The organism is Oceanobacter antarcticus, assembly GCF_044962685.1.
Classification (GTDB): Bacteria; Pseudomonadota; Gammaproteobacteria; order Pseudomonadales; family Oceanobacteraceae; genus Oceanobacter; species Oceanobacter antarcticus.
The window spans coordinates 304,905-329,831 of sequence record NZ_JBBKTX010000001.1; the positions used below are offsets into that span (position 1 = coordinate 304,905).

Genomic DNA, 24,927 nt, shown 5'->3' on the forward strand with positions numbered 1-24,927 from the left:
GCCCGGCGCATGTGCTTGATCGCTTAATTCGGCAACCTTCTTGTTAAAGAAAACGCCGGTTTGGCCGCTACAGCCAACAGAAGCTGAACAACAATGGAAGGAGCAGACCCTATGTACCCATCGGGCGCCAAGCAATACCAGCGAGTGAACACGACCTCAGAAGTACTGGATGCCGATCCTCATCGCCTGATCCAACTGCTGATGGAAGCCGCATTAACCCGTATGGCCCAAAGCAAAGGGGCCATTAAACGGGGTGATATGGTCACCAAAGCCAATCTGTTAGGGCGTGTCATGGAAATCATCAGCACCTTGCAAAGCAGTCTGGATCACAGCTCCGGCGGAGAGATTTCTGCAAATCTTGAACGGCTGTACGATTACATGAATCGTCGGCTGCTGCAGGCGACCAGAGCCAATGATACGGACATGATTGAAGAAGTCATGAGCTTGATGCTGGAAGTCAAGCGTGGCTGGGATGGTATTCGCGACGATTATTTGACTCATTCGGGGAATCGCGAGCCGCTCTCAGGCTATCAGGGTGCAAATACGCACATCTCGGCCTGACCCGTGCGATCTGACGGGCAATTACGAACGTTTGGGTGATGACGGTGTCATCTTCCAGGCGTCTGTTAGTCATTGATATTACTAATACTTATTTCAGGTATTGTAAGACAATAGGGCGATGGGGTAGTCTGCCGTCGTGCTAATGTTACGTCAGATACGTTTGTGATGAATTGCTGCGTCGATTATTTGACTTCGTCAAAAATACGCACTTAACTGAACGACATGAGTCAATTGGATGACACCAAAAATAAAAAATAACAGTTCGGTGCTCTTGTGAACAGACGGGCAGTATCCCTGGTTATCCAGTTAGCTTCCGGTCAAGCCATCAACAGACAACGAGAATTCGCTGTTTTTTAGTGGAAGTGGAATAAGGCACTGCCTGAAATAAAGGAAGATTGCGTATGTGGAGAGAAATTAAAATCCTGCTGATCGATGACGACCACCAGCGTCGTCACGATATGCAAGTGATTCTTGACTTTCTCGGAGAGGAAGTCATTGTCAGTGACAGTCAGCACTGGCAGGAAGAAGTCACTCGCCGTGCCAATAACAGCCAGGATATTTCTGCTGTGCTGGTCGGTGATGACAGTCGAGGCCTGTTCCATGGTGTTATGACAGCCGTTTACCAGTGGGACAAGTCAGCGCCGATTATCTGTCTTGGCCGAGATCACGGATTGGATCGTCTCCCGGACTCCGTACGTCGCTCGGTGATCGCCACCGTAGAATCTCCTCCCAGTTACAACAAATTGCTAGACAGCCTGCACCGCTGCCAGCTTTATCGCGAACAATATTCCCATAGTGAAGGCCGCAGTGAGCGACGTGACATCCAGCTGTTCCGCAGCCTGGTCGGCACCAGTCGCCATATTCAGCAGGTACGTGAGCTGATCATGCAGGTGGCAGATAAAGACGTCAGTGTATTGATTCTGGGAGAATCAGGCACCGGCAAGGAAGTGGTCGCCCGTAACCTCCATTATCATTCCAGTCGGCGTAACAAACCGTTTGTACCAGTTAATTGTGGTGCCATTCCGGCAGAGTTGCTGGAAAGTGAGTTGTTCGGGCATGAAAAAGGTGCCTTTACCGGTGCGATTGCCAGCCGTCCCGGACGCTTTGAGCTGGCCGAAGGCGGCACCTTGTTCCTGGATGAAATTGGCGATATGCCATTGAGTATGCAGGTCAAGATTTTGCGAGTGTTGCAGGAACATACCTACGAACGGGTTGGCAGTAACAAAACACAGCAAACGAACGTCCGCATTATTGCCGCGACCCACAAAAATCTCGAAAACATGATTGAAGACGGCGGCTTCCGTGAAGATCTTTATTACCGTCTGAATGTCTTCCCTATCGAAATGCCGTCATTACGGGAGCGGGTTGAAGACTTGCCGCTGTTGTTGAATGAACTGATCGCTCGTCTGGAGAACGAAAAACGAGGCTCAATTCGCTTCAACTCCGCTGCGATCATGTCGTTGTGTCGTCACGAATGGCACGGCAACGTTCGTGAGCTGGCTAACCTGGTCGAACGACTGGCGATCCTTTTCCCGTACGGTGTGGTGGGGGTCAACGAATTGCCGAAAAAATTCCGCCACTTTGAAGACGATGAAGAAGAAGCGTTGGCCGCAGCGAGTGAGCCTGGTGATGACCTCGCTCAGGAAATGATGCCGCCAGCCAATCTGGAGAGCGCCGCGTTATTACCCGTGAACGGACTGGATCTGCGTGAATATTTGTCCGACCTGGAATCATCATTGATACAGCAGGCGCTGGATGATGCCAATGGTGTTGTTGCTCGTGCTGCTGAAAAACTCAATATTCGCCGTACTACCCTGGTCGAAAAAATGCGCAAGTACAACTTGCAACGTAAGGAAAAAGACTTTGCCTGACCCTTCGGTGAGTTGGTATTGCAGTGATAGAAAACCGGCGTAGAGCCGGTTTTTTTATGCCTGTATCTTGGCGGATAAAAAATTACCCTGCAAAAAATCAATAAATATCAATGAGTTATATTTATTTTTGAAGTGGGCACAGCCTTTGCTTTATCTGACTGAGCGCTGATTTATTGGCGACAGAAATGCAGAATGGTGAGGTGTTTATGACGATGTCCACAGCCAGTATCGATTCGGTTCAAACCCATGTCGCCCCAACCGTCGAAGACACCGCCGCAGTTATGGCGATGACGGCTGGCGGTCGCAATCAGGAACGCCAAGGGCTGCAGCACACGTTACAAATGTTCAGTCGCATGTCACAGCAGCTGACGGACTCCTGCGAGCAACTTGAAAGCCAGGTTGAACAGCTGAGCGGCGAACTGGCTCAGGTATCTGCCGAGCGAATGCGAGAACTGGCAGAAAAAGAGCGTCTGGCCAATCAACTGGAACAGCTGCTGACCCTGCTACCTGCTGGTGTACTGTTGCTGGATCAGAATGGCTGTGTTGCCAAAGCCAACCCGGTCGCTGAGCAGCTGCTGGCACGGTTGGCCGACGTTGGCAGTCTGGTTGGCCAACGCTGGCGCCGGGTTGTCCAGCGCTGTTTTGCACCGCGTCATGATGATGGCCACGAAGTCTCGCTGGTGAATGGCCGTAGGGTACTGATTCGTACCACCCCCATGACCCAGCAACCCGGTCAGCTGGTGTTGCTTACTGATATGACCGAAACCCGCGCCTTACAAGGCAAGCTGGCCCAGCATCAGCGACTGTCGTCGATGGGACGCATGGTGGCGTCACTGGCGCACCAAGTACGCACTCCGCTGGCCGCAGCGACACTCTATGCCGGACACCTGGCCGATGCCGACCTGAACGATGCTTCCCGTGAGCGTTTTGCTAGCAAGCTGCTGGAACGATTACGCCACCTTGAGCACCAGGTACGCGACATGCTGATTTTTGCCCGTGGAGAATTACCCTTACACGACGAAATATCCATTGCGGAGCTGATTGAGGATCTTCAGGCCGCCATGGAAGTGCCACTGGCGCAACACCAGGGGCATTGTGAAATTCAGAACAACTGCCCAGCCAGCCGTATTCGCTGTAACCGCGATGCGCTGGTCAGCTGCCTGATGAACCTGGTGAACAATGCCCTGGAAGTCGGTCGTGATGGCGGTATACCCAGAGTTCAGCTGATTCTGTCCGCCCGTCAAACCGGCGATCAGCAAGAGCCCGGCATTTCGGTAGTGATTGCCGATAACGGCCCTGGCCTGACCTGCGAGCAAAAGCAACGGGTACTGCAACCCTTTAACAGCACCAAAGCCAACGGTACCGGCTTGGGTCTGGCGGTGGTACAAGCCGTTGCCCGTGCCCACGGGGGCATCCTGACATTGGAAGATTCCGATCTGGGTGGTCTGGCCGCTGCAGTTCGTTTGCCGTCGATAACCACGCTGGCCAGTTAACTGACTCCGATACTCCTTGAGGAAACCTTATGATTATTCTGGTCGTGGAAGATGATCCGCAACTGCGTGAAGCCGTGGTCGACAGTCTCGAACTGAAAGGGCATCAGGTGATTGCCGCTGCCGATGGCAAGCAAGCCATACTGGCACTGCAACAGCAGCAGCCGGATCTGATTCTGTCCGATATCAATATGCCGGAAATGGACGGACTTGCCTTGCTGAGTCATGTACGCGAGGAACACCCCTGGCTACCGATGGTACTGATGACTGCCTATGGCGATGTCAATCAGGCGGTGCTGGCGATGCAACGGGGTGCAAACGACTACTTGATGAAACCCTTTGAGCCAAGTGAACTGGATGCGTTACTGCAGCCCTTTGATGTACGCCCACAGGGAACAACCAAATCCCGGCAAGAAGAGGCACCAGTGTGCGCTGCCACCGCCACCCGGCAACTGTTCCAGATGGCAGAACGTGTTGCACAGACCGACTCAACGGTATTGATCAGTGGTGAAAGCGGTACTGGTAAAGAAGTCCTGGCGCGCTATGTCCATCAGCATTCCCTGCGCCATAAGCAGCCGTTTGTCGCCATTAACTGTGCAGCGATACCGGAAAATATGCTGGAAGCCATCCTGTTTGGTTACGAAAAAGGTGCCTATACCGGCGCTTATCAATCCTCGGCCGGTAAATTTGAACAGGCCCAGGGTGGCACGCTGTTACTGGACGAAGTTTCTGAAATGGACGCTGGACTGCAAGCCAAGTTACTGCGAGTTTTGCAAGAGCGGCAGGTTGAGCGTTTGGGTGGCAAAAAAGTCATTAACCTGGATGTACGGATGATCGCCACCACCAACCGCGACCTGGCCGATCATGTGGCTGAAGGCAAATTCCGCGAAGACCTGTATTACCGGCTCAGTGTATTCCCGTTGCAGTGGTTGCCATTACGCCAACGGGTTGACGACATCTTGCCGCTGGCTCAACGCTTGCTGGCGCACCACGCCCAGAAAATGAAACGCCGGGTACCACAGTTGATGAAAGAAGCCGAGCACAAACTGCTGCAGCATAGCTGGCCAGGCAACGTCCGCGAGCTGGACAACACCATGCAACGGGCACTGATTTTACAGACCGGCCCGCAACTGTTTGTCAACGACCTGCTGTTAACGCCAGTGCCCGGCAATAAACACCCCCAGCTAGAGCAACCGCTGGAAGCGGTGCAAGTCGATATCGTTCAGGATGAGGGTCGTCTGGGTCAGGATCTCAAACATCGTGAGGTTGAGCTGATCTTGCAGGCCATCAAGGAAGAACCAAGCCGCAAGGACGCCGCCGAACGACTGGGCATCAGCCCGCGTACGCTGCGTTACAAAATGGCCCGGCTACGGGAAGAGGGCTTCGACGTCGAAGCCATGATTTAGCGGCGATTGCCGGACTCAAGCGGCAGGTCGCAGCAGCCGTTGCCGCAGGTAGCCATAAACAAACAAATACAGCAACGAGGCCACCAGGCAGACGACGGTGCCCCAGTGCAATCCCAGCACGGGGTAGGTATAGCTGACACACAGGGCATACACCACCAAAGCCCCGAGGCCATCCGGGTAATGGCGAATGGTGCGGGCCACCACACTGGCACCCTGGCCCAGGTGCAAAATCAGCAGTAGTGGAAAAAAACTCACCGGGAAGGCAGCCAGTAATCCAGCGCGTTGTGGGCCAAGTACATCCGCCAGCCCGGTAATCAGCAAAATGGTAAACGTTGCCATGGCAGCGCGAAACAACAGGCGTACCAGCGGTTTGTGGAACCAGTCTGCGCCAATATAAGGATCGCTGCTCAGCGGGGCCGTCTCGTCAATGGCGCGAAACAGCGTGTGGAAGCACACAATAGCCCCGACCACCACCAACAAACCCAAGCCACGATGGGGCGGTAACTGCTGTAATAGCCAACTGCTGGCAAAAAAACACAGCAGACCGGAAATCATCGCGACCGGCACCCAGTGCAAACCGGTATGCCGACGAATCACCTGCCAATAACCCCAAGCCAGGCAAACCGCTGACGTTAATCCCGACAACGTAAACACCGCACTGGTCGCGGCAAAGTCTGTACCCTGTTGCCAACCAAAAAAATACAGCGCAATACCGGTTCCCAGCGGAAATCCGGCCAATAACCCCGCATGCCGAGGACTCATTTGCTCAGCAACACGGGCCAGCAAAACAACCGTCAAAAATGTAATCAGGATTTTGGCCAGAATCAGCACCAGGATAACCTCGGCAAAAGATAAGTGGGCAAGGGCTGTGACCGGACGAGAACTAGTTTTGCAGACACACCGCGCTGGAGTCTGGCAGCAAACCATCGTTCAGCGCCTGTTTTAACGACAGTCGACCGGCAAACCACAAGGGATAGCGCTTGCCTGGAATACTGGCGTCGGCAACATCATCGCCGCTGCGCAAGGCAACCACCAGATCTTCCAGATTGACCCAGATCCAGTCCTTACGCTCGCGTGGCGTACCGCATTGGGAGGCGGCAATCGACGCCGGATCAACGTAGGTCACTTCCGCCACATAAGTATAGAAAGGGCCAACCGTTGAACGCTTGCGACCTTCAAGATCAGCTGGCAAGGGGGTGGCAAACATACAACCGGTTTCTTCTCGGAACTCACGGGCTGCGGTATCAACAATGCGCTCGCCGTCTTCGCCATGACCGCCAAAGGCCGCCCAGCCATTACGATTCTTGCCGTTGTCGTAGGCCAGCAGCACCTGAGCTTGTGGGCCGACGCAAGTGTAGGCGATCACCCCGGCGGGAGGCTCGGCAACCACCATAATGGACGTTGTGACCAATAAAGGCAGCAACACAAAACCGATCAGAATTGACGTCAGCATGGTACGGCTCCATAAACCGGATGGCGACAGGGCAGGGCCAGGGTGGGTAATAATTGACCTGTCAGAGAACTATTTGTCAGAGAACTATCTGTTAGAAATACCAATCAAAGAATAGCCGAACATCAAGGCATCCAGCGATACAGCCGCAGACTGACACGCCCATCGGCCGACACCAGCACGCCTTCTGCCCGCAGGCGCTCAGCCTGTTCCCGGCCACCTTCAAGAATCGGCAAACTGATTTTGCCCTGGGCATTAATAACACGATGCCAGGGCAGACTGCTGTCTTTCGGTAATTGTCTGAGTAGCTGGCCTACCCAGCGCGCCCGTCGCGGCGCACCGATAAAATCGGCCAACTGACCATAGGTAACCACCCGGCCAGGTGGAACGCTGGCGAGCAGGGTAAACAAACGAATATCGTTAGGCGTGACCGGAGCCACCGAGCGGGGCGCAATAACCATAGTTGCGGCCTGTCCTGGTCGTATTTGGGCCGACAGTGTAACCACAATGCCAGGGGGCTGGACACCCCGGTATGCAACTGGGATCAATGTTGCCTGAGCCCGAATCAGATACGCAAGCCGCCATCCACTTCGACGACCCGGCCCGACATATAATCATTCTCCATCAGAAAAGCCACGGTATGGGCGATTTCATCCGCTTGTCCGGTGCGACGGGCTGGAATTCCGGCGGTCATTTTATCCAGTACTTCCGGCTTCATACTCTGGGTCATTTCGGTCGCAATAAACCCCGGCGCAATGGCATTGGCGCGAATACCGTAACGGGCCAGTTCTTTTGCCCAGACTGTCGCCAGACTGGCAACACCGGCCTTGGCGGCAGAATAATTACTCTGGCCAATATTACCGGCACGGGAAATACTGGAAATATTAACGATACAACCCTGACAATCGTGCTGGATCATCTGCACCGCCGCCTCTCGGCCACAAAGAAACACCCCGGTCAGGTTAACGTCGATGACCGCCTGCCAGTGCGCTAACGACAGCTTGCTGACGTCACCTTCTTTCACTTTCACCATCAGGCCATCACGCAAAATCCCGGCGTTATTCACCAGACCATGCAAGCCGTTGAAGTCACTGGCAAGCGCCGCAAAGGTGGCTTCTACCTCATCTTCCAACGCCACATTACAGCGATAACTGCGGCCACTGCTGCCCGCCGCCTCGATCAGACCCAGCGTCTCAGCCATATGCTCCTGATTGATATCAATCACCGCAATACGTGCTCCGCGAGCGGCCAGATAAACAGCCATTGCCCGGCCAAGGCCCTGGCCGGCACCCGTAATAGCGATCACTTTGTCTTGCAAATTCATAGCGTACTCCGTTGTAAACAGGGACAGGCAACCATCTACCCTGCATAAAAAAGTTCAGTGTTGCCATCAATAGCCGCTGGCGGTTCTGCTCAACACAACCGGACAGCCGTGAAAAATCGGCCCAGTATAAGCAATGGCTGTTTCCTCCCAACCCTGCTTTTGGTGTAGACCAGCGCCGAAGGCCCAAAGGATTGTTATATGCCGCTGTTCTGCCCTTGCTTTTTGCCCAATGCGCCCCGATTAAGAACAACATGAAGCGCTCTGGTTGCTTCCAGCGCATCACATCGATTGGAATTTTCGGGCGTTGGAGTATCCAACCCTACAGAATACCAAGCACAGACCTGGAGGTAATCGTGCCATTTTTAGTCTTGTTTATTGTTGTGCCGCTGTTAGAGCTGGCTGTTTTAATCAAAATAGGCGGCTATATCGGTGTGACTTGGACGCTGGTGATCATCTTTGTGACCGCCATTATTGGCGTCAATATTCTTAAAAAGCAGGGCATGGGCGTACTCATGCGTGCCAGCCAGAAAATGCAGGAAGGGACACTGCCCGCGCGCGAGCTGGCAGAAGGCTTCTTGCTGGCCTTGTCTGGCGCCTTGCTGCTGACCCCCGGATTTCTGACAGATGCGGTCGGATTTGCCTTGTTGGCTCCCGTCGTCCGACTGGCGCTGGTTGGCCATGTACTGAAACTGATCAAACCCCGAGTCGTGGTCGCCGGAGGCGGTTTTGCCACTCGGTCTGCTGCCGAACAGTCATCTCCCTTTGCCGACCGGCCTGAACCTGGTAGCCATCGCCCGGAAGTGATTGAAGGCGAATATCGTCGCGAAGACTGAGCCGCACGGCATATTGCAGATGCCACCAAATACAATTTTTTTTACGCTGGGGTGTTGAAAACCATCGCGGCGTCCCAATTATCGAAACACACAGATTTGGGGCGGATGTATGACACCCTCTGCCCCGCATACCGCAAACATTGCTTTACACATTGGAGACAACCTCAAATGAAAATCCGTCCTTTACACGATCGTGTTGTTGTTCGTCGCAAGGAAGAAGAGCAAACCACTGCTGGCGGTATCTTGCTGCCAGGATCTGTCGCTGAAAAACCAAACCAGGGCGAAGTGGTAGCTGTCGGTACCGGTCGCGTTTTGACCAATGGTGATGTACAGGCTCTGGCTGTTGCAGTGGGCGACACCGTGGTCTTTGGCAAATACTCCGGTTCCAACACCATCAACATCGATGGTGAAGAATTGCTGATTCTGAACGAAAGCGACATCTACGGCGTATTGGAAGCTTGATTCACGCTTCCTGTTGATTCCCGTTTGTAATCGAATAATTTTGAGGAAAGAACATTATGTCCGCTAAAGAAGTTAAATTTGGCAACGATGCCCGTCAAAAAATGCTGGCTGGCGTCAACGTACTGGCAAACGCCGTTAAAGTGACACTTGGCCCTAAAGGCCGCAATGTCGTACTGGAAAAGTCTTTCGGCGGCCCAACCATCACCAAAGACGGTGTTTCTGTTGCACGTGAAATCGAACTGGAAGACAAGTTCGAAAACATGGGCGCACAAATGGTCAAGGAAGTCGCTTCCCAGACCAACGACAAAGCTGGTGACGGCACCACAACAGCCACCGTACTGGCACAAGCCATCGTCAACGAAGGCCTGAAAGCCGTTGCCGCCGGCATGAACCCAATGGATCTGAAGCGCGGTATCGACAAGGCAACCACCGCCGTTGTCGAACAACTGAAAGCCCAGTCCCAGCCATGTGCCGACAGCAAAGCCATTGCCCAGGTGGGTACTATCTCTGCCAACTCCGATGCAACCGTAGGCGCTCTGATTGCAGAAGCCATGGAAAAAGTCGGCAAAGAAGGCGTCATCACCGTTGAAGAAGGCAAAGGCTTCGAAGACGAACTGGAAGTGGTTGAAGGCATGCAGTTTGACCGTGGTTACCTGTCACCTTACTTCGTCAACAACCAAGAAAAAATGACCGCCGAGCTGGAAAACCCATTGATCCTGCTGGTTGACAAAAAAGTCGACAACCTGCAAGAACTGATTCCAGTACTGGAAAACGTCGCCAAATCTGGCCGTCCACTGCTGATTGTGGCAGAAGACGTAGAAGGACAAGCACTGGCAACACTGGTTGTAAACAACCTGCGTGGCACATTCAAAGTGGCTGCGGTTAAAGCCCCAGGCTTCGGCGACCGTCGCAAAGCCATGTTGCAAGACATCGCGATACTGACCGGTGGTCAGGTCATCAGCGAAGAAGTCGGCATGTCACTGGAAACCGCAGGCCTCGAAATGCTGGGTACGGCCAAAAAAGTCGTTATCAGCAAAGAAAATACCGTGATTGTTGATGGCGCAGGCTCCGGTGCAGAAGTTTCTGCCCGTGTTGAACAGATTCGTGCAGAAATGGCTTCATCTACCTCTGACTACGACAAAGAAAAACTGCAAGAACGTGTCGCCAAACTGGCTGGCGGTGTTGCCGTTATCAAAGTAGGCGCCGGTTCTGAAGTTGAAATGAAAGAGAAAAAAGACCGCGTAGACGATGCCCTGAACGCTACCCGTGCTGCGGTAGAAGAAGGCGTGGTTGCTGGTGGTGGTGTTGCCCTGATCCGTGCTCTGAGCAGCGTAGCGGTTGAAGGCGACAACGAAGACCAGAACGTCGGTATTGCACTGGCCCTGCGTGCGATGGAAGCGCCCATCCGTCAGATCGCCGCCAACGCCGGTGCCGAAGGCTCCGTGGTTGTCGACAAAGTTAAAGCAGGCGAAGGCGCCTTCGGCTTTAACGCTGCCACTGGCGAGTACGGCGACATGATTGAACTGGGTATTCTCGACCCAGCAAAAGTGACTCGTTCTTCCCTGCAGGCCGCAGCCTCCATTGCTGGCCTGATGATCACCACTGAAGCCATGGTTGCCGAGATTCCTAAAGAATCCGGCAGCATGCCAGACATGGGTGGTATGGGCGGAATGGGTGGCATGGGCGGCATGATGTGAGGTAAATAACCTCCATCATCCTCCGGCTACCAAGCCAAATAAAAACCCGCGCTGAGTAATCAGCGCGGGTTTTTATTTGCGCTGCCCAACACCCAACACCGGAACAGCCACACCAGCTGACCCAGTCAGAGGAAGAGGCCATTCATTGTGGACACCTGCAACCTGCAGGAATATCAGAGCCTGCCGCCCTCACAGATCGTACCGCGTCTGGCTGACAAGGGCATCTACCTCGCATCGGAGTCCACGTTCTATCGTGTGCTGAAAAAGCATCAGCAGCATCAACTTCGTTACGCCTGGTGCACGTCATCGAGGCGAAGACCATGCACTTCTGGCTCACCGGAAAGTGGTGTACGAGCACGCTAAGCAACAAAATCCCAGACGCTGGTCTGGCGATACCCGAAACTGCAACGTTGCAGGAGCGGTATCACTCAATCCTGCAAAACTGCAGGAGATTGAACGGAATAAATGTGCTGCTTAAACGCAGTATTTTGGACAACTGAGTAGCGCGGCATAGCAATCCTTTTGACCCACTCTGAGATGAATTTAGGCGAAAACGCCTACTGGACAACTAGGGTGACAGAGCGCCAAACTGACAAACTCAGTGCACAAGCACCTTGCCGCCCTACAGCAGCAATACCAGCCCCGCATTGATCGCCTGACCCAAGAGCGTAAACACCTTGCAAAGCAGCACCAAACCGAACGCGCAGAGCAAAAACAACGCCAGCAACAACGCTGGGAACAAGACAGCCAGCGCAGACAGCAACGCTTCGCCAAAGGCATGAAAGGCTTATGGCATCGTTTCACTGGTAAATATCGAGACACGATCCAGCGTAATGAACAGGAAGCCTTGGCAGCCTTACAGCGTGACCAACAAGAACGCGATGAGCTGATCTTTACTCAGATGAAAGAACGCCAAGCCCTACAGCGCGAAATCACCCAGATCGACCAGCAGCAACAGGCTGACACTCAGCAATTCAAAGAACAGCTCTACCGCCAGATCAACGAGACCCAACAGCACTCTGTCAAAGATGCTTTTGATCAAGTGGATCAACGCCATCAAGAGCGCCAGCAGACGCAAGATAGAGGCTTCGGCTTGGAGCGATAACACAGTCAGACTGATATTGCATTTTGCAATATCAATTTGACAAAACCAATATCAATATGAAATAGTAAAATGATGGAAGTACGCTACGTGAAGTCTGCACAAAAGGTGCTACGGCGAATGCAGCCCAAAAAGGCTGAGGCTATTTTTCTAAAAATGGAAGATGTCGCCCAAGACCCGTACAAGCCCGACCCAATGATCACCCCACTAGAGGGCATTGATCAGGGTTACCGTCGTCGCTTTGGTGACTGGCGCGTGCTGTACACCGTGGGTGATGACATCCAGATATTAGAGGTTTTTAAAATCGGATCGAGAGGAGACGTGTATAAATGACAACATCTTACGAACACCCATCTCTGGTTCAGGAATTTATCAACCTAGGCAAAAAATACGACAAGGTTGTCAGTGAGCTGGAAACAGAAAACGCCCGCTTGCAAGAAGAACTGCTGGACTTGCGCACCTATTACCGCACCCGCGAGGAAGAATCCTTCCCCTCTGATGTGACCCGCCGCTTGGTGATCGATCAGGAACACCCGGTCAAAGTCTTCCGCGACTATCGCGGCCTATCGCAAAGCGCACTGGCGCAGCAAACCGGATTGTCTCAGGCAGTGATTTCCTCTATCGAAAACGGCAAACGCCGTGGCACCGTCGATAACTTCAAGGCATTGGCCGACGCGCTCAACGTGGATGTGGACGATCTGATTTAAGCGTTTCACACGCCATCTTTACGGTTTCTTAATCTCTTCTTGATACCCTATGAGTGAGCCAGTGGGCTTAACGAAGCAGGAACAGATGAGCATGGATAGCCGTAATACAGACAATCAGCAGCAGGTCGGCTTGGTCGTAGAGCAAGACGACCCAAGGGCATATGCCCTTGCGGAAACACTGGTTCAAGAACAGCGCGAAAATGGTCAGCTATGCACCGGTTACTCAGCGTGAGGGCATTGGAACTCTCCCAACTGCTCTTTAAAAGTTGAGAAAGATAGATAAAAATATAGTCTCTGCGTAGAGGCAAGGCGCTCGGTTTGCTTCCCTGTTCGCCGGGTGCCTTGCTGACGCATTGATAACACTCATTGATAACACCAGAGGAATGGAATCGTGTTTACTTTCAAAGATACGTTAAAGAACTGTTTGATCGATCAGGCGTGTTTTTTGTCATCAAGCCCCGCTTCCCCGCACCGACAAAGCGTCCGCAGCTTTATCTCCAAAACGCTATTTTATTTTTCCGTCTTATTTCAAAGATATGGTAATCGCAAATCAACAATACATATAAAAAATATTTGAACAGAGCCAGAGGGTGCAAAGAGGTTACGATGTCTTTGCAATTAAATGACCTTAAAACCAATTTTTTGGATAAAGTAAAAGTAGCGGCTATTGCCTTGCCGCTGACATTAGGCAGTGCATTTCAAGCGCAGGCAGATGGGGCATACCCAGAGGCAGCGACTATAGAAAAATTAAAAGAACATTCATGCACAGTAGATCAGCCAGTTTATTGGATGAGTGAAAAGTTAGCAAATTCTAGAATAGTAAAAAAACGACTTAATCCTGATCAAATTGTAACGGGTAAAGGTGATCATAAGACTATATTAATCGCATTTCTCGGTGGTGTTCATCAGCAAGAGTTCTCGCCTGGAGAGACACTTGATATTGCTCGTGCGGGGAAGAATTTGGAGGAATCTTATAGTCATTATAAATCTGGTGGAAGTCGCTATCTTAGTCAAGATTCCCATGCTAGGAGTATAGAAAATAAGATTAAGGGAGATTATTCCCTTGATGATGCTTGCGATACTGGTGATTAGCATGCTCATTTAAACTCTCAGTACTAGTATTGTATCCAATCGCAATTAATCTGAATCGAGGGCTGTGCACTTGCTTCTGAGCTGGCGAGTGCTTGGTTATCAAGTATCGCAATACCTTCTGGATCACTGTCGATTTTGTGTATTGAGTCAGGCTGCCCTTTTGCAACATCGTCGCGGTAAGCCTGAATCAACTCAGCGATTTCGGTGTCAGGCTTACCTTCCTATTGATAGCCAAACGCTTGTGTAACCCGCCCCTGATGAGTACCACTCTTTACTGGAGGTTCTCCGGGGAGGTTGCTTGTGCACGGTACTCGGTTGGTGTCCGATTGCCGAATGATTGTAACCCTCGCTGAGGCCCCTGCGGTTCTGGCGCTACCACGCAGAGGGTTACTTCGTGTACACACTTGGCTGATCTGGCTGTGGCGTTTGGCGGCCAGAGGCCGTTATTGCAGGTACGGCGTTTTCCCGGCCGCGAGCCACTCATCTCGCCACGCCTGTTCGGTTTTGGCGACCCGGGCGCCGGGAATGCTCATCAGAATTTCAAAAAAGTCCTCGTTGAATTGATCCTGCAGGGCGACATCGCGATTGTTGACCCGGACGACCTGGACCGACTGCACATTCTGGTGGTCGAAGGCACGCCATTCCTGCGGATCTTTTAGCATGGAATACTGATGTCCTTCCAACGCCCGGATCACCGCTTCGGAATCAAAGCTCTGTGCCCGCTCAACCGCCGCCTTGTACTGGAACAACACGCTGTACGTGGAAGCCGCAGAGCTGGAGGGATAGGCCTGATAGCGTTCGGCAAAGCGCTCAACGAATTCGATGCCACCTTGATACCCATACTGATAGGGCAAGCGGGAAACCCGTTCAACTGGTTCAGACTCAGGTTGACACACAGGGCGGTCAATTTTTATTCAGGAGCAGTGCCCACGGGCGCTTCTTTTGAAGTGAGGATGGAGCTTGACGGTCAGATTTACGCCAAGCGCTACCGGCTCAATGCCACGCAAGGCAACCGTGGTCAGGATGCTGTATCCGTGCTCACCACTGGGAGCACATCCAAGTACACGATGCGCATTGATCCGCGCACCATTGCCAGCCCTTGAGCCAGAGCGAGGCTTTGATCATTTTTGAGATCACTTTTAAGACCGCTTTACTGACACAGCAATATTCTACAGGAGAAATGGCTTGTATCGTGTATCGATACAGGCTACATTTATGATTGCATCATTCAAGGATCAGTGGCTAGAGGATTATTACTTCCAAGGCAAGAAATCGTCCACTATTCAGTCCTCGTTAGAAAGTGCGCTCAAGCGGAAGCTCGATATTATGCATGTCGCTGTTGAGGAAAAGGACTTGCGAATACCGCCAGGCAATCGCTTTGAGCACTTGACGGGTAAGCTGGATGGATGGTGTTCCATTCGGGTGAATAAACAATATCGGCTGATCTTTCAGTGGGGCAATGGCGAAGCAACCCAGGTTTACTTAGATCCACACACTTATCGATAAAACGACCGATAACAAAGGGCACACACAATGGCTGACAAGTTACAGATTCCCGCTCATCAACCGACCAGTGTCGGAGCCATGCTTAAAGAGGAGTTTTTGTCCCCCATGGGTATCTCTCAAGGTGAGCTGGCTAAAGCAATGGGGGTGGGGCGCAAAACCGTCAATGAATTATGCGGCAATCGACGTGGTGTTACCGCTGAAACCGCGTTCTTACTGGCCAAAGTGCTCGGTACATCCCCGGAATTTTGGCTAAACCTCCAGTTGTTGAACGATCTTTGGATCGCCCAGCACAGCGAAGTCCTCAAAGAAAAATTAGCCAAAGCACAGCCTCTGGCCGCTTAAGCGGCCTCAGCTTTCCTATCTTGCTTCAATCCTGATTTTACTCCCGCCCTCTGTCATTCCTTCTGTTTGTGCCTTGGCTCTGTTCCCCAAAGCTTTGGCTTAGCCGCTGCTGCTTGTTCTGTTCGACCTGATCAAAGGGATCGGGTCGGTGTTTTTCGACTTCCTGATCCCAGCGTTGGTTAAAGAGCTGGCGTTTAACGACCTCTGCCCCATGAGGGGCAGGTTCTGGGTGGGGAGCGGAGTCTTTTATCATGTCTGGCGCTGTCACAGCTTCCGCTTCATGACCGTGCGCTGCGTGTGCAAAGGCATCATTGGCCTTACCCTTATGCTCATCCATTGTGATTACCTCAATGAATTCAATCGGTTGTGGATTTTCTTTGCTTGCTTTAGGTTGGCTGCGAGATAATGGAGTATGCGCTCTGTTCGTGAATTTCGCTTATTGTGCCAAGACAGTTTTCAAGTCCGTGCCTTATCCTGCCCGGACGGGCTGGTGCGCTTGGTGGCGCTGCACCGTAAGGGCTGGGAGGCACTGGACGCGCTATTGACCAGTGTGCCCAGCGTGGATGATCAGATCATTCTTGATGACATCTTTCAGACCCTGTTGCCGAGCTGTTACCAAGCCGAAGCCCAAGGCTGGCCGTTGGATGATGCTTTCCGAGAACATTTCTATTACTACGTCCTGTTTAACTACAACGACTTGATCCGCCGCCGTGATGGACTGACCAACGACAATGACTTGTTGTACAAGCCTCGCTAACCCTTCAGCATACAAAGCCAGCACTCACAGAGTGGGAAACGCTTTTCCGCCTCAGGTCACCTCTCAAGATCACCGTTTAATGCACTTCTCACCATGTTTTATAGCCCTGCACATAGGCGATTTCGCCATTGATATGATTAGGCCAGTGCGCCAGTTTTGGCGGTACGGCTTTGCGGATAAAACGCTTGGTTTGTTTGCCCCAGACTCTGTGCTGTATCTGGATTCTGTCCAGTGGCGGGAACAATGGGTCGGGGGCGTATTTCCCCGCCAGAGCCGGGTTTAAAAAATATTTCGGCAGTTTTTCCGCCAAGATCGGTGGGATGCCTGCGCCCGGTGAGAAGATCAGCACCTGGTTGCTCAGTCGCATCAATTCTGCGGGATCAAGAACGGATCGACCTATGCGCCTGCGCCGCTGGCTTTGACTGGCCTCATGCTGATATTGGCGTTCGGACTCTAATATATGCCCGCCCTGCATCAAGGCTTCCAGCCGGGCAGTTTCGGCCTTAAAACGCCGGTCTGCCTGTATCAGCTTGTCGTCATATTCAACCGTGGTTCTGCCGATCATCTCGGCGTAGCGCTGCGCGCTGTGAATATCTCTGATGCCCCCGCCAAGAATGATCTGAGTGCCACAGCTTTCAATGATCTCTTGCGATCCTGCTCTGCCAAACAGATGGTTGAGCTGCCCTTGGGACTGATAGACCAGCACGGTATCAATGTATTTACGGCACTCACTGACCAGACGCTTGATGAAATTAGCACCGCCGCACGTAGCGGCTTCTTCCAGATAGAACAAAGGACGTTTGCTTTGGTGAAATCGGGTGCAGTGGAGCATGGCAATCCCGACCACCATACGGGTGAGGCTTTCCATCAGCTTGCCACTGCCACTATTGAGCACGTAGTAAACAGCGATTTTGCGGTTTGGGTCGGGCAAATAGGCCAGATAATCGCTATCCCCACTGACCGATGCCGCAACAGGTTCAGAGGCCAGCCAGTCAAAGTCGTCTTTGAGCTTGCCCATGATCGCGCCGTATTCTCGCTCAGAGCCGTGCTTCTTGCTGAAGATTTCCAAAAAGGTGGAATACAAATCGTGTGAGATCTGCTCAAAAGGCCGGCTCCAATCCTTGAAATACTCATCATCACTGTCGAGCCTAAGCAAGTGTTCCCAGAAGCGAGCGGGTGTCACTCGGCCTTCTGCGATCACCAGCCCCATTAGCAGTCGAGCACACCAACGCCGAGCGCCTTTACCGACCCAGGCATTATCGCCTTCGCTCTCGCCGCCGCTTTCCTCACGAACGCCCATCCCTGCAATGCGCCGCGCATTATCCAGTAGCAAGGGATCGTCGGGCTTTAGGATCGACCAGAGATCCAAGCGATGGTTGATATCGGGATAAGCACCCACACCTTCCACATTGAGCGCATAGGCTTCACGCTGTTGAGCCAAGTTATAGTGCCAGGTGGTGCTGAAATACTGTCCGCCCATATCCAGTACAAAGAAGCTGTGAATGCTGGGATGCACTAATTGATACAGTCCCACACACGCACCTTTGCCCGATCCAGCCCCGCCCATGATCAAGGAGGGTTCTTCAACTCGCCGCCTCAGAATCGTTTGACCCAGCACGCCAATGGGCGCGCCGCGCTTGGATAAGGCCACAGCATCCGCTTCTGTGCCCAGCCGTGATGAGCCATAGAGATACTGGCGGTGGAAGTCCTCTTCAATCATCAGAATGGACTCCGGTGGATTTTGACAGTGCGACGAAACAGCAACTGCACCAACAGCTGAAGCACGGCGGAGCTGCCAAAATAGCTACTCGCCGCCAGCAATATGACCACTGCCCACGATCCCCAATACGCCGTTTGATAATCCAGCTCTGAGCTTAGAAAGCCCTGCACTGGCACGCGCACGTGACGGGCAATAAGCGGAGACAGCAAAATAGCCCCTGTGGCCGCCAGCGCCCCTGAAAAGCCGGTAATGGCCTTTCCCATGCTCCCTTGTGAATTCTCCTGCATACCATCGTCCCCATTCAGTGAGAGTGAGGTGACAGCTTGCCGCTGACCTATCCGAAAGGTGGGAAACCGCGCTCAGGCTGGATCACGAGAATTATGTCCAATTAAGCGAAATCGGACTGAAGGATATTTTCCGTAAAAAAGACCGATCTTTCCCGAATTCCGACCATCGCCCCTTTAAGTTGCCGTTCATTGTTCAACTCAACTTGAAAGGGAAATTCATCATGGACGATATATTTCAGGGTATTAGCACGCCCCACAGGTCAATTCTGTTGGCTTCAAATCAGCAACTTCAGGATCGGGCGTATTACCGCAGGCTTTGGCAAGCTATTCGCGGGGTTAATCTCTCTCGGCGGGTATGGCGCGACACGCTTGCGGATATGCTGCGGGATTACAGGGGCGATATTCTATACGCCCCCGGTGTGCCGTATCAGATCCCGCTAGTGGATCATGTCTTTGGCGACGACGAGGATATGCGCTGGATGGGGTATTACCTGAAAGCGGATAAAAGCGGCGATAATCCACTGATGCACTCACGACAATTTGAGCGCTTGCGTTTATTGGACTTATACGCCCGTATTCACCAGCTTATCGCGTTCTAACCAGCGCCATATCCATCACTAATCACAGACATATCGCCTAGATAACGCTGTGATATCGAAAGCCCATAGTGCATCCCTACCAAGGGCACTATGGGCTTTTTAATGGCGGCCTGTCTCATTTAAATATACAGACCACCAAAAGGCAGATCTTTCCCGAAACGGAGCATAACGGCTTGTACAGCTGGGTTATTCAACCGTTAACAGAAAGCAGGACACCATGAATGCACAAGACGAACAAAATGTTATCAATCAGGCCATCGAGATTTTAGAAGCGCGCCTTCAAAAACCCGAGCAAGCTTTATGCAGCCCACAGGACACGTTCAACTATCTGAAGCTCAAGCTCTCAGAGCTGGAGCACGAGGTTTTTTCAATCTTGTTTCTGGATAACCAAAACCGCCTCCTGAAAAGTAAGGAGCTATTCCGGGGCACGATAGACGGCGCAGCCGTCTACCCCAGAGAAGTGGTTAAAGCCGCGCTGGCTTTTAACGCCGCAGCGGTGATCTTTGCGCATAACCACCCTTCTGGCGTCTCTGAACCCAGTACAGCAGACAGGCACATCACCGAGCGCTTGAAGTCCGCTCTGGAGTTAGTCGACATACGCACGCTGGATCACGTCATTGTCGGACAAGGCGCACCCTATTCCTTTGCTGAACGAGGGCTGTTGTAGTAAGAGAAAGCGGGTCATTGTGGTCACGCTGAACCGCCATCAAAACTCGCAGCGATTAAGCCGCTTAACAGTGGATGCAAGATGTGTATGGCATTGCCACTTTTGACTTTTTTCTCGGTAGCTACGCACCCGGAGAAGGTCAAAAGCGGCTCGCCATACATCTTGCAAAGGGGGATAGCTGCGCCCCCCGTTTGATCCCCCATGCGGTGGCAACTTTCAGGCATTGAGCCTTGTCGTTGCCAATCAGCGTATCGCCGCTGAAGCACTCGTCAGACTTGGAGAAGTGACCTCTCCACCGACACCGAACCATGCATCAACGTCTGGGCGTTGAATCCCCAGTCAGGGAGCGTTCCTGCTCCCCAACACCCCATGAGCAAAGGGTAGTTCCTGGCCCTTGCAACCCTCGACCAAGCAACGCTGCTTGGATGGCGGTTTGTCTTTTTGGGAAGGCAATTCGTGCTAAACCTAGGGATGAGTCAATTATTTTTGTTGCACGTAACAATGAGCATAGTTATCTTGAATATCGTAATGAATGGAATATCGGCTGTTGTCGACCCTTAGCAGACGCTACGTTTTGCTCTGATTCAACCCTACAAGGAGTCACACTAGCGAATGAGAGAGTAGCAGTTGCAGTGTGATTTAGTTAAGGAGGTTTATGTCTGCGAACCCGATAATTTATTGCCTTGAGAATTTGACTGACTATCGACAGTTCGAGCGACTGAGCTCCGATCTGATGTCTGGCTGCGGCTTTCTAAATGTTGAGCCGATTGGTGGCAGCAATGATAGGGGGCGGGATGCAATTTACACGACTAAAACAAACGATGTATTTACAATATTTGCTTATACGGTACGTTCTGACTGGTCTGTAAAACTCAATCAGGATTGTAAACGGATAAAAGAGGAGCATCACAATCCCGACCAAGTGGTATTCGTTTGTACAAGCGACCTTTCAGGAAATGAGAAAGATAAGGCTAAAAAGAAAATTAAAGATGTTTTTAACTGGGATCTCGAAATATACGATATAGAGAGAATTCGCGTTCTGCTGGCGGGAGAGTTGCGCCACCTTATTGCACAACATCCCGCTATATTCTGCCCTCCATGGTTTCCAGTTAAAGGTGGTCTTTCTATAGCAGAGTGTAGAGACACAATTATTATCGACCATTTACAACCAGATCATTCGTTAGCAACTTGGCTTTCCAGAAAACTATCTATAGCAGGCTACAAAACATGGTGTTATGGCCTTTCTCCTTTAGCTGGTGAGGATAAAGATGAATCCATTTCGTCCTTAATTGACCAGCGAGCAGTTCAGTATCTCCCGATCCTATCCTATGATTTTTTCTCCGATTCTGAATTTGTCGCACGTCTAAGTATGGCGGCTAAGGCAGATGGTTTCGTTATTCCGTGTTGGTCTGATGATTTGAGTGAGGCGGCCTCGAACGCCAAAATACTTAAATTGGAGCCAGCTAAGTTTGATGAAATGTGGTCAGGCGGACTTTCTCAAATCATAGAACAGTTAAATGCAAGAGCTATAAAACCTGACTTTGACGAAGCTAGAGGTAAATCTATAGCTTTAAAAGCTTATATGCCAGAGCCTGTGACTAGACCCATTAGTGAGAAGGTGTATTCGAATGTATTTGCTGTTGACGTTCCCAAATCAATTTTAGTGTGTGAATTAGATAAGAAGCTTCATGATGTAGAGTTGGAGCAACTAAGATCTGAGTGGGCATTTGCAAAAGTATCGCCGCAAAAGCTGTTGTCTTTTGACGTGCCTCCTGCCAGTGTACCGCTAATTAAAGCCCCTAGGATTGCCGAATATGCTTGGGAAAGCTATCGCGAAAAGGAAGGAAGAAATTCGGTATCTGTTGTTAAAGAATTAATTCGAAGAAGTTTGTTTCTGGCATGTTCTAAGGCTGGATTGGAATATTGTGAAGATCGAAAGCTCTATTATTTTAAGGAGCTAGAAAGTAAGAATAACAATATTTCTTTTATTCATGTTGATGGTAGAAAAACGCACGTTGCAGGCACAGGCATTAAGCAGGATGGTTGGGGCGATAGAGCAACAAAATTCCGATACCAACTTAGCCCAAGTTTTCGAGTAGATCGTGATGAAGAAGGAAGGTTTTGGGTTATGACTCGTATTTACATACGGGTTACTGATCTGAACGGTAAGCCTTATGAAGGCAAAGAAATTCTTCGCAAACGAAAGAAAGTTACTAAGAGCTGGTGGAATAAAGAGTGGCTGGCAAGAACTCTTGGTGTGATGCAGGCGCTATCAAAGACTGAAGATAAAACTCTAATTAATATTGGATCAGAAAAAAAAAGAACAGTGTCGGTTTCTACCCGACCCTTGGATTGGGATTGTCCTGTCTCTATAGATGTTGAAGCAGTTGATCGTATTGGGGACTTCCAAGAAGAAATGGCCTCTTCAAGGTATTTTGAGGAAAGCGATATCGAAGACGCAGGTAAAGAGAAGGAGGCCAGTAATGAGTGATAAGTTTTATTTTCTCGATGAGCCCTTGCTCTCCTTTGGTGGCGACCAAGTTGCTGAAGATCCCAAGGATGGATTAGCACTATTTGGGCCAAATGAAGCTCGCAGTTCCTTGCCAGACAATATTGTTATTGGAACAATTGAAGGACTAAATCTTTGGGGAGGGTGGTGCAAAGCTTTGAATGCACCTTCTTCATGTGTTGATATTAATAGGCAAAGACCATGGCCTCCTTACCCCGGATATGATGTGGCTTTTGGTTCGTCTTGGCCTAGTCCTCTAAAAGCGTATTCACTTGATGCAAATGAACTTCAAAATGCGGCGACCAAATCTGATAAACATGAGCGTGCGTTTGCAGTGGCAAATCAGTATTTATCAAATATTGAAAAGGTTAAAAAGCTTGATAATAAGCCCGCTTTAGCAATATGTGTTGTCCCAGATTTTGTTTATGACCACTGCCGTCCCCAATCTTACGTGCAAGAAAAAAGTGATGAACCCAAGACAAACGAACAGAAAAAGTATTTAAAGAATGTCCTTAAAGATCATGATATGGGGCAATCACGATTGTTTGAAGACGAGGCACTGTTCGATAAAAATACTAATTTGGAACAATATGGCCTATCACCAGACTTCAGGCGTCAGCTAAAGGCTCGTGTGATGGAATATGACTTGCCGATTCAGATTATACGAGAATCCACTTTACGGATAACTAAGCAAATACGGGATGGTGAGCCGGGTGTTAATCCGTTGTCTGATAGGTTATGGAATTTTGGTACTGCCTTATATTACAAATGCGGTTTAAAACCATGGAAAACGCCATGGGCAAGAGAAGGTGTTTGTTATATTGGGTTGGCTTATAAACTGGCAAATCAGAAAAGTGGAACAGCATGTTGTGCTGCTCAAATGTTTTTAGATAGTGGTGATGGTGTTGTTTTCGTTGGTGAGTTTGGGCCTTGGTACTCACCAGAAAAGAAGGAGTTTCACTTGTCTAAAGAAGCGGCAGAAAAAATGCTCAAAGGAGCAATTGAAACCTATCAGGATCAGGAAGGAAAGCCACTAAAGGAAGTTTTTCTGCATGCAAGGTCTGGCATTAACAAGGAAGAATTTGAGGGCTTTCAAAAAGCTTGTCCTGAAGGAGTGAAATTGAATGCCATAAAGGTAAGAAAGGATAATTCGTGCCCTAGGCTGTTTCGATATGGTGATCACCCTAAAGTCGGACTTCGTGGAAAACACCCCATTTTGAGAGGGACATTTTGGCAGCGAAACAAATACAGAGGGTATTTGTTTACCACAGGGTTTAAACCACGCGTTGGTTCCTATGATGGCTGGGAAGTTCCTGTTCCATTGCTCATCCAAATTCAGCACGGTGATGCTGACCTGGTTCAAGTAGCTCAAGATGTTCTAGGCTTGACCAAGCTGAATTATAACGCCTGTCAATTGGGTGAAAGCGAGCCTATTACTGTAAAAAACTCAGATAGGATTGGTGAGATTTTGCTATCTAATCCAGAGTTCAAGCATGATAAATGGAAGCATAATTTCAAATATTATATATAACTAAAATTGATCTTCTTTTGAGAGTTACATGAGGGGAATGAAATGGATGTCAATGAACATAGAGATATTCTCATTCAGTATCATGGTCTTAAAAATACTGATGATGTCTATACATTTTATTATGATGAAACGAATAACATCCGAAAACTATATCTGAAAGATACGGGCCTTAATGTTGGCAAGACAGATAACTTTGTTCTCGCGGGAATACTACATAAAGGGTTAAGTACCGATAGTGATTATTCAGCTCTCTTTAAGAATTTGAATCTTCAAAAAATTGCCCGTGAGTTAAAGCTCAAGCATATTGCTAAAGGTGATTTTTTTGGATATGCTTAAATCTGATAAGCTTTTCATTATTCTAAGCTGGCTCATCGAAAACAAATTCTACATTCATTATTTTAATCTCAATATCATATACTGGTCTGTCATTGATATTATTGATTCAATTGTAGGAGAGCTGCATTATCCCTTTTACATTATGAATCACATGTCACTTAAAAGTGATTTTTATGAGATTGCAAATAGCAATTCTGGCGTCTTTCTAAATGCTCTGCACGAATTTAACTATCCAGATATTCCAGAAGAAAAAGCTCATGTATTTTGCCTATGGCTTATCGATTTTACACGCATACACGGTTGCATATTGCCTGATTTTCGAGCGAATGTACTCGAAAATCTGATTAAAGAGTCTCTGAAAATTGAAGACTTATCGTTCATATCAGGATTTCATGGTCGAGAATTGATCTCCAGCTTTATGGTTTTTTATTTGAGAAATCTGTATCTATATAAAAACTCCAAACATATCTTTGATGAAGAAAAGAGTATTCAGGAAGACGTTAATGGATTTCCATTAACCGAAAATGGGGTGCCTATTCAGAATCACGCTTTTGTTACCCTGTATGTCAACCTAAGCCTGAGCCAGTGGCTTTTGAGATAACATCTAAATCAGGGCGCTCAGGAGAATCACCATGCCAAAACCTGCTACCACTGCTAATCCCAAAGTTGAACCCAGTC

Annotated in this window: 29 protein-coding genes and 1 pseudogene; 22 read left to right on the forward strand and 8 right to left on the reverse strand. The window is 50.2% G+C overall.

What is annotated here, in order from left to right:
- The first annotated feature begins 111 nt into the window (after nucleotides 1-111).
- The 4 genes from fliS to WG929_RS01460 all read left to right on the forward strand — a co-directional run bounded on the left by fliS (nucleotide 112) and on the right by WG929_RS01460 (nucleotide 5,328).
- A complete protein-coding gene (gene fliS, locus WG929_RS01445; protein ID WP_416204577.1) occupies nucleotides 112-561 on the forward strand; it encodes a flagellar export chaperone FliS in 450 nt (149 codons plus the stop codon).
- Nucleotides 562-962: 401 nt separating this feature from the next.
- Nucleotides 963-2,432, forward strand: coding sequence for a sigma-54 dependent transcriptional regulator (locus WG929_RS01450; RefSeq protein WP_416204578.1), 1,470 nt, complete (start codon nucleotides 963-965; stop codon nucleotides 2,430-2,432).
- Between the two features lie 206 nt (nucleotides 2,433-2,638).
- Entirely contained in the window at nucleotides 2,639-3,925 is a 1,287-nt protein-coding gene (locus tag WG929_RS01455) for a sensor histidine kinase (RefSeq protein WP_416204579.1), read from the forward strand.
- Between the two features lie 29 nt (nucleotides 3,926-3,954).
- The gene (locus WG929_RS01460) at nucleotides 3,955-5,328 is read left to right on the forward strand and encodes a sigma-54-dependent transcriptional regulator (protein ID WP_416204580.1); all 1,374 of its coding nucleotides are present in this window, start codon (nucleotides 3,955-3,957) and stop codon (nucleotides 5,326-5,328) included.
- 15 nt (nucleotides 5,329-5,343) lie between these two features.
- On the opposite strand, the gene WG929_RS01465 is transcribed toward WG929_RS01460, so the two are convergent.
- From WG929_RS01465 to WG929_RS01480, 4 genes are all read right to left on the reverse strand, one after another.
- Nucleotides 5,344-6,159, reverse strand: coding sequence for a hypothetical protein (locus tag WG929_RS01465; RefSeq protein WP_416204581.1), 816 nt, complete (start codon nucleotides 6,157-6,159; stop codon nucleotides 5,344-5,346).
- Between the two features lie 52 nt (nucleotides 6,160-6,211).
- Nucleotides 6,212-6,781 (reverse strand): NUDIX hydrolase, encoded by a 570-nt coding sequence (locus tag WG929_RS01470; RefSeq protein WP_369857277.1) that lies wholly within the window; start codon nucleotides 6,779-6,781, stop codon nucleotides 6,212-6,214.
- Nucleotides 6,782-6,903: 122 nt separating this feature from the next.
- On the reverse strand, nucleotides 6,904-7,239 hold the full coding sequence (locus WG929_RS01475; RefSeq protein ID WP_416204582.1) for an MGMT family protein: 336 nt from the start codon (nucleotides 7,237-7,239) through the stop codon (nucleotides 6,904-6,906).
- A gap of 104 nt (nucleotides 7,240-7,343) precedes the next feature.
- Nucleotides 7,344-8,102 (reverse strand): SDR family oxidoreductase, encoded by a 759-nt coding sequence (locus WG929_RS01480; RefSeq protein WP_416204583.1) that lies wholly within the window; start codon nucleotides 8,100-8,102, stop codon nucleotides 7,344-7,346.
- 353 nt (nucleotides 8,103-8,455) lie between these two features.
- Here WG929_RS01480 and WG929_RS01485 point away from each other — a divergent pair, with 353 nt between their 5' ends.
- The 9 genes and pseudogenes from WG929_RS01485 to WG929_RS01525 all read left to right on the forward strand — a co-directional run bounded on the left by WG929_RS01485 (nucleotide 8,456) and on the right by WG929_RS01525 (nucleotide 13,995).
- Entirely contained in the window at nucleotides 8,456-8,935 is a 480-nt protein-coding gene (locus WG929_RS01485; protein WP_416204584.1) for an FxsA family protein, read from the forward strand.
- 168 nt (nucleotides 8,936-9,103) lie between these two features.
- Nucleotides 9,104-9,397, forward strand: a complete 294-nt coding sequence (locus WG929_RS01490) for a co-chaperone GroES (protein ID WP_369857281.1) — start codon at nucleotides 9,104-9,106, stop codon at nucleotides 9,395-9,397.
- A 56-nt stretch (nucleotides 9,398-9,453) separates the two neighbouring features.
- Nucleotides 9,454-11,094, forward strand: coding sequence for a chaperonin GroEL (groL, locus tag WG929_RS01495; RefSeq protein WP_416204585.1), 1,641 nt, complete (start codon nucleotides 9,454-9,456; stop codon nucleotides 11,092-11,094).
- Between the two features lie 156 nt (nucleotides 11,095-11,250).
- Nucleotides 11,251-11,370 (forward strand): annotated as a pseudogene (locus WG929_RS01500) (helix-turn-helix domain-containing protein); the annotation flags it as partial.
- A 325-nt stretch (nucleotides 11,371-11,695) separates the two neighbouring features.
- Nucleotides 11,696-12,199: a hypothetical protein gene (locus WG929_RS01505; RefSeq protein WP_416204586.1), complete on the forward strand. Its 504-nt coding sequence runs from the start codon at nucleotides 11,696-11,698 to the stop codon at nucleotides 12,197-12,199.
- 69 nt (nucleotides 12,200-12,268) lie between these two features.
- On the forward strand, nucleotides 12,269-12,529 hold the full coding sequence (locus WG929_RS01510) for a type II toxin-antitoxin system RelE family toxin (protein WP_416204587.1): 261 nt from the start codon (nucleotides 12,269-12,271) through the stop codon (nucleotides 12,527-12,529).
- The gene (locus WG929_RS01515) at nucleotides 12,526-12,903 is read left to right on the forward strand and encodes a helix-turn-helix domain-containing protein (protein ID WP_416204588.1); all 378 of its coding nucleotides are present in this window, start codon (nucleotides 12,526-12,528) and stop codon (nucleotides 12,901-12,903) included. Before WG929_RS01510 ends, WG929_RS01515 begins: the two co-directional genes overlap by 4 nt.
- Before the next feature lie 91 nt (nucleotides 12,904-12,994).
- Entirely contained in the window at nucleotides 12,995-13,135 is a 141-nt protein-coding gene (locus WG929_RS01520; protein ID WP_416204589.1) for a hypothetical protein, read from the forward strand.
- 374 nt (nucleotides 13,136-13,509) lie between these two features.
- On the forward strand, nucleotides 13,510-13,995 hold the full coding sequence (locus WG929_RS01525) for a hypothetical protein (protein ID WP_416204590.1): 486 nt from the start codon (nucleotides 13,510-13,512) through the stop codon (nucleotides 13,993-13,995).
- A 443-nt stretch (nucleotides 13,996-14,438) separates the two neighbouring features.
- Here WG929_RS01525 and WG929_RS01530 read toward each other — a convergent pair whose 3' ends face one another.
- Nucleotides 14,439-14,849 (reverse strand): ABC transporter substrate-binding protein, encoded by a 411-nt coding sequence (locus WG929_RS01530; protein WP_416204591.1) that lies wholly within the window; start codon nucleotides 14,847-14,849, stop codon nucleotides 14,439-14,441.
- 361 nt (nucleotides 14,850-15,210) lie between these two features.
- Between WG929_RS01530 and WG929_RS01535 the strand changes: the two genes are divergently transcribed.
- Both WG929_RS01535 and WG929_RS01540 read left to right on the forward strand, forming a co-directional pair.
- Nucleotides 15,211-15,501, forward strand: coding sequence for a type II toxin-antitoxin system RelE/ParE family toxin (locus WG929_RS01535; RefSeq protein ID WP_416204592.1), 291 nt, complete (start codon nucleotides 15,211-15,213; stop codon nucleotides 15,499-15,501).
- A 27-nt stretch (nucleotides 15,502-15,528) separates the two neighbouring features.
- Nucleotides 15,529-15,843 (forward strand): HigA family addiction module antitoxin, encoded by a 315-nt coding sequence (locus tag WG929_RS01540; protein ID WP_416204593.1) that lies wholly within the window; start codon nucleotides 15,529-15,531, stop codon nucleotides 15,841-15,843.
- Between the two features lie 37 nt (nucleotides 15,844-15,880).
- Here WG929_RS01540 and WG929_RS01545 read toward each other — a convergent pair whose 3' ends face one another.
- Nucleotides 15,881-16,180, reverse strand: a complete 300-nt coding sequence (locus WG929_RS01545; protein ID WP_416204594.1) for a hypothetical protein — start codon at nucleotides 16,178-16,180, stop codon at nucleotides 15,881-15,883.
- A 75-nt stretch (nucleotides 16,181-16,255) separates the two neighbouring features.
- Between WG929_RS01545 and WG929_RS01550 the strand changes: the two genes are divergently transcribed.
- Complete coding sequence (locus WG929_RS01550; protein ID WP_416204595.1) at nucleotides 16,256-16,600, forward strand: hypothetical protein; 345 nt, start codon at nucleotides 16,256-16,258, stop codon at nucleotides 16,598-16,600.
- 88 nt (nucleotides 16,601-16,688) lie between these two features.
- Here the strand turns inward: WG929_RS01550 and WG929_RS01555 are convergent, their stop codons facing one another.
- Entirely contained in the window at nucleotides 16,689-18,320 is a 1,632-nt protein-coding gene (locus WG929_RS01555) for a type IV secretory system conjugative DNA transfer family protein (RefSeq protein ID WP_416204596.1), read from the reverse strand.
- Nucleotides 18,320-18,607 (reverse strand): hypothetical protein, encoded by a 288-nt coding sequence (locus WG929_RS01560; RefSeq protein ID WP_416204597.1) that lies wholly within the window; start codon nucleotides 18,605-18,607, stop codon nucleotides 18,320-18,322. Before WG929_RS01560 ends, WG929_RS01555 begins: the two co-directional genes overlap by 1 nt.
- 221 nt (nucleotides 18,608-18,828) lie before the next feature.
- Between WG929_RS01560 and WG929_RS01565 the strand changes: the two genes are divergently transcribed.
- The 6 genes from WG929_RS01565 to WG929_RS01590 all read left to right on the forward strand — a co-directional run bounded on the left by WG929_RS01565 (nucleotide 18,829) and on the right by WG929_RS01590 (nucleotide 24,850).
- Entirely contained in the window at nucleotides 18,829-19,206 is a 378-nt protein-coding gene (locus WG929_RS01565) for a hypothetical protein (protein ID WP_416204598.1), read from the forward strand.
- Between the two features lie 217 nt (nucleotides 19,207-19,423).
- Complete coding sequence (radC, locus tag WG929_RS01570; protein ID WP_416204599.1) at nucleotides 19,424-19,873, forward strand: RadC family protein; 450 nt, start codon at nucleotides 19,424-19,426, stop codon at nucleotides 19,871-19,873.
- A 655-nt stretch (nucleotides 19,874-20,528) separates the two neighbouring features.
- Nucleotides 20,529-22,364 carry a hypothetical protein gene (locus tag WG929_RS01575; protein ID WP_416204600.1) on the forward strand — a complete coding sequence of 612 codons (1,836 nt, stop codon included), beginning with the start codon at nucleotides 20,529-20,531 and terminating at the stop codon, nucleotides 22,362-22,364.
- Nucleotides 22,357-23,913, forward strand: coding sequence for an argonaute/piwi family protein (locus tag WG929_RS01580; protein WP_416204601.1), 1,557 nt, complete (start codon nucleotides 22,357-22,359; stop codon nucleotides 23,911-23,913). Before WG929_RS01575 ends, WG929_RS01580 begins: the two co-directional genes overlap by 8 nt.
- Before the next feature lie 42 nt (nucleotides 23,914-23,955).
- Nucleotides 23,956-24,249: a hypothetical protein gene (locus tag WG929_RS01585; protein ID WP_416204602.1), complete on the forward strand. Its 294-nt coding sequence runs from the start codon at nucleotides 23,956-23,958 to the stop codon at nucleotides 24,247-24,249.
- Nucleotides 24,236-24,850 (forward strand): hypothetical protein, encoded by a 615-nt coding sequence (locus WG929_RS01590; protein ID WP_416204603.1) that lies wholly within the window; start codon nucleotides 24,236-24,238, stop codon nucleotides 24,848-24,850. The genes WG929_RS01585 and WG929_RS01590 overlap by 14 nt, the downstream gene beginning before the upstream one ends.
- The last annotated feature ends 77 nt before the right edge of the window (nucleotides 24,851-24,927 follow it).

Excerpts from the sequence above, each read along its gene's own strand:
- WG929_RS01475 (WP_416204582.1), bottom strand. The coding sequence starts at position 7,239 with ATGGTTATTGCGCCCCGCTCGGTGGCTCCGGTCACGCCTAACGATATT.
- WG929_RS01470 (WP_369857277.1), bottom strand. The coding sequence starts at position 6,781 with ATGCTGACGTCAATTCTGATCGGTTTTGTGTTGCTGCCTTTATTGGTC.
- WG929_RS01540 (WP_416204593.1), top strand. The coding sequence starts at position 15,529 with ATGGCTGACAAGTTACAGATTCCCGCTCATCAACCGACCAGTGTCGGA.
- WG929_RS01460 (WP_416204580.1), top strand. The coding sequence starts at position 3,955 with ATGATTATTCTGGTCGTGGAAGATGATCCGCAACTGCGTGAAGCCGTG.
- WG929_RS01525 (WP_416204590.1), top strand. The coding sequence starts at position 13,510 with ATGTCTTTGCAATTAAATGACCTTAAAACCAATTTTTTGGATAAAGTA.
- WG929_RS01545 (WP_416204594.1), bottom strand. The coding sequence starts at position 16,180 with ATGGATGAGCATAAGGGTAAGGCCAATGATGCCTTTGCACACGCAGCG.
- WG929_RS01575 (WP_416204600.1), top strand. The coding sequence starts at position 20,529 with ATGTCTGCGAACCCGATAATTTATTGCCTTGAGAATTTGACTGACTAT.
- WG929_RS01515 (WP_416204588.1), top strand. The coding sequence starts at position 12,526 with ATGACAACATCTTACGAACACCCATCTCTGGTTCAGGAATTTATCAAC.
- WG929_RS01560 (WP_416204597.1), bottom strand. The coding sequence starts at position 18,607 with ATGCAGGAGAATTCACAAGGGAGCATGGGAAAGGCCATTACCGGCTTT.
- WG929_RS01585 (WP_416204602.1), top strand. The coding sequence starts at position 23,956 with ATGGATGTCAATGAACATAGAGATATTCTCATTCAGTATCATGGTCTT.
- WG929_RS01480 (WP_416204583.1), bottom strand. The coding sequence starts at position 8,102 with ATGAATTTGCAAGACAAAGTGATCGCTATTACGGGTGCCGGCCAGGGC.
- WG929_RS01490 (WP_369857281.1), top strand. The coding sequence starts at position 9,104 with ATGAAAATCCGTCCTTTACACGATCGTGTTGTTGTTCGTCGCAAGGAA.
- WG929_RS01520 (WP_416204589.1), top strand. The coding sequence starts at position 12,995 with ATGGATAGCCGTAATACAGACAATCAGCAGCAGGTCGGCTTGGTCGTA.
- groL (WP_416204585.1), top strand. The coding sequence starts at position 9,454 with ATGTCCGCTAAAGAAGTTAAATTTGGCAACGATGCCCGTCAAAAAATG.
- WG929_RS01510 (WP_416204587.1), top strand. The coding sequence starts at position 12,269 with ATGATGGAAGTACGCTACGTGAAGTCTGCACAAAAGGTGCTACGGCGA.
- WG929_RS01450 (WP_416204578.1), top strand. The coding sequence starts at position 963 with ATGTGGAGAGAAATTAAAATCCTGCTGATCGATGACGACCACCAGCGT.
- WG929_RS01535 (WP_416204592.1), top strand. The coding sequence starts at position 15,211 with ATGATTGCATCATTCAAGGATCAGTGGCTAGAGGATTATTACTTCCAA.
- fliS (WP_416204577.1), top strand. The coding sequence starts at position 112 with ATGTACCCATCGGGCGCCAAGCAATACCAGCGAGTGAACACGACCTCA.
- radC (WP_416204599.1), top strand. The coding sequence starts at position 19,424 with ATGAATGCACAAGACGAACAAAATGTTATCAATCAGGCCATCGAGATT.
- WG929_RS01550 (WP_416204595.1), top strand. The coding sequence starts at position 16,256 with ATGCGCTCTGTTCGTGAATTTCGCTTATTGTGCCAAGACAGTTTTCAA.
- WG929_RS01555 (WP_416204596.1), bottom strand. The coding sequence starts at position 18,320 with ATGATTGAAGAGGACTTCCACCGCCAGTATCTCTATGGCTCATCACGG.
- WG929_RS01580 (WP_416204601.1), top strand. The coding sequence starts at position 22,357 with ATGAGTGATAAGTTTTATTTTCTCGATGAGCCCTTGCTCTCCTTTGGT.
- WG929_RS01455 (WP_416204579.1), top strand. The coding sequence starts at position 2,639 with ATGACGATGTCCACAGCCAGTATCGATTCGGTTCAAACCCATGTCGCC.
- WG929_RS01565 (WP_416204598.1), top strand. The coding sequence starts at position 18,829 with ATGGACGATATATTTCAGGGTATTAGCACGCCCCACAGGTCAATTCTG.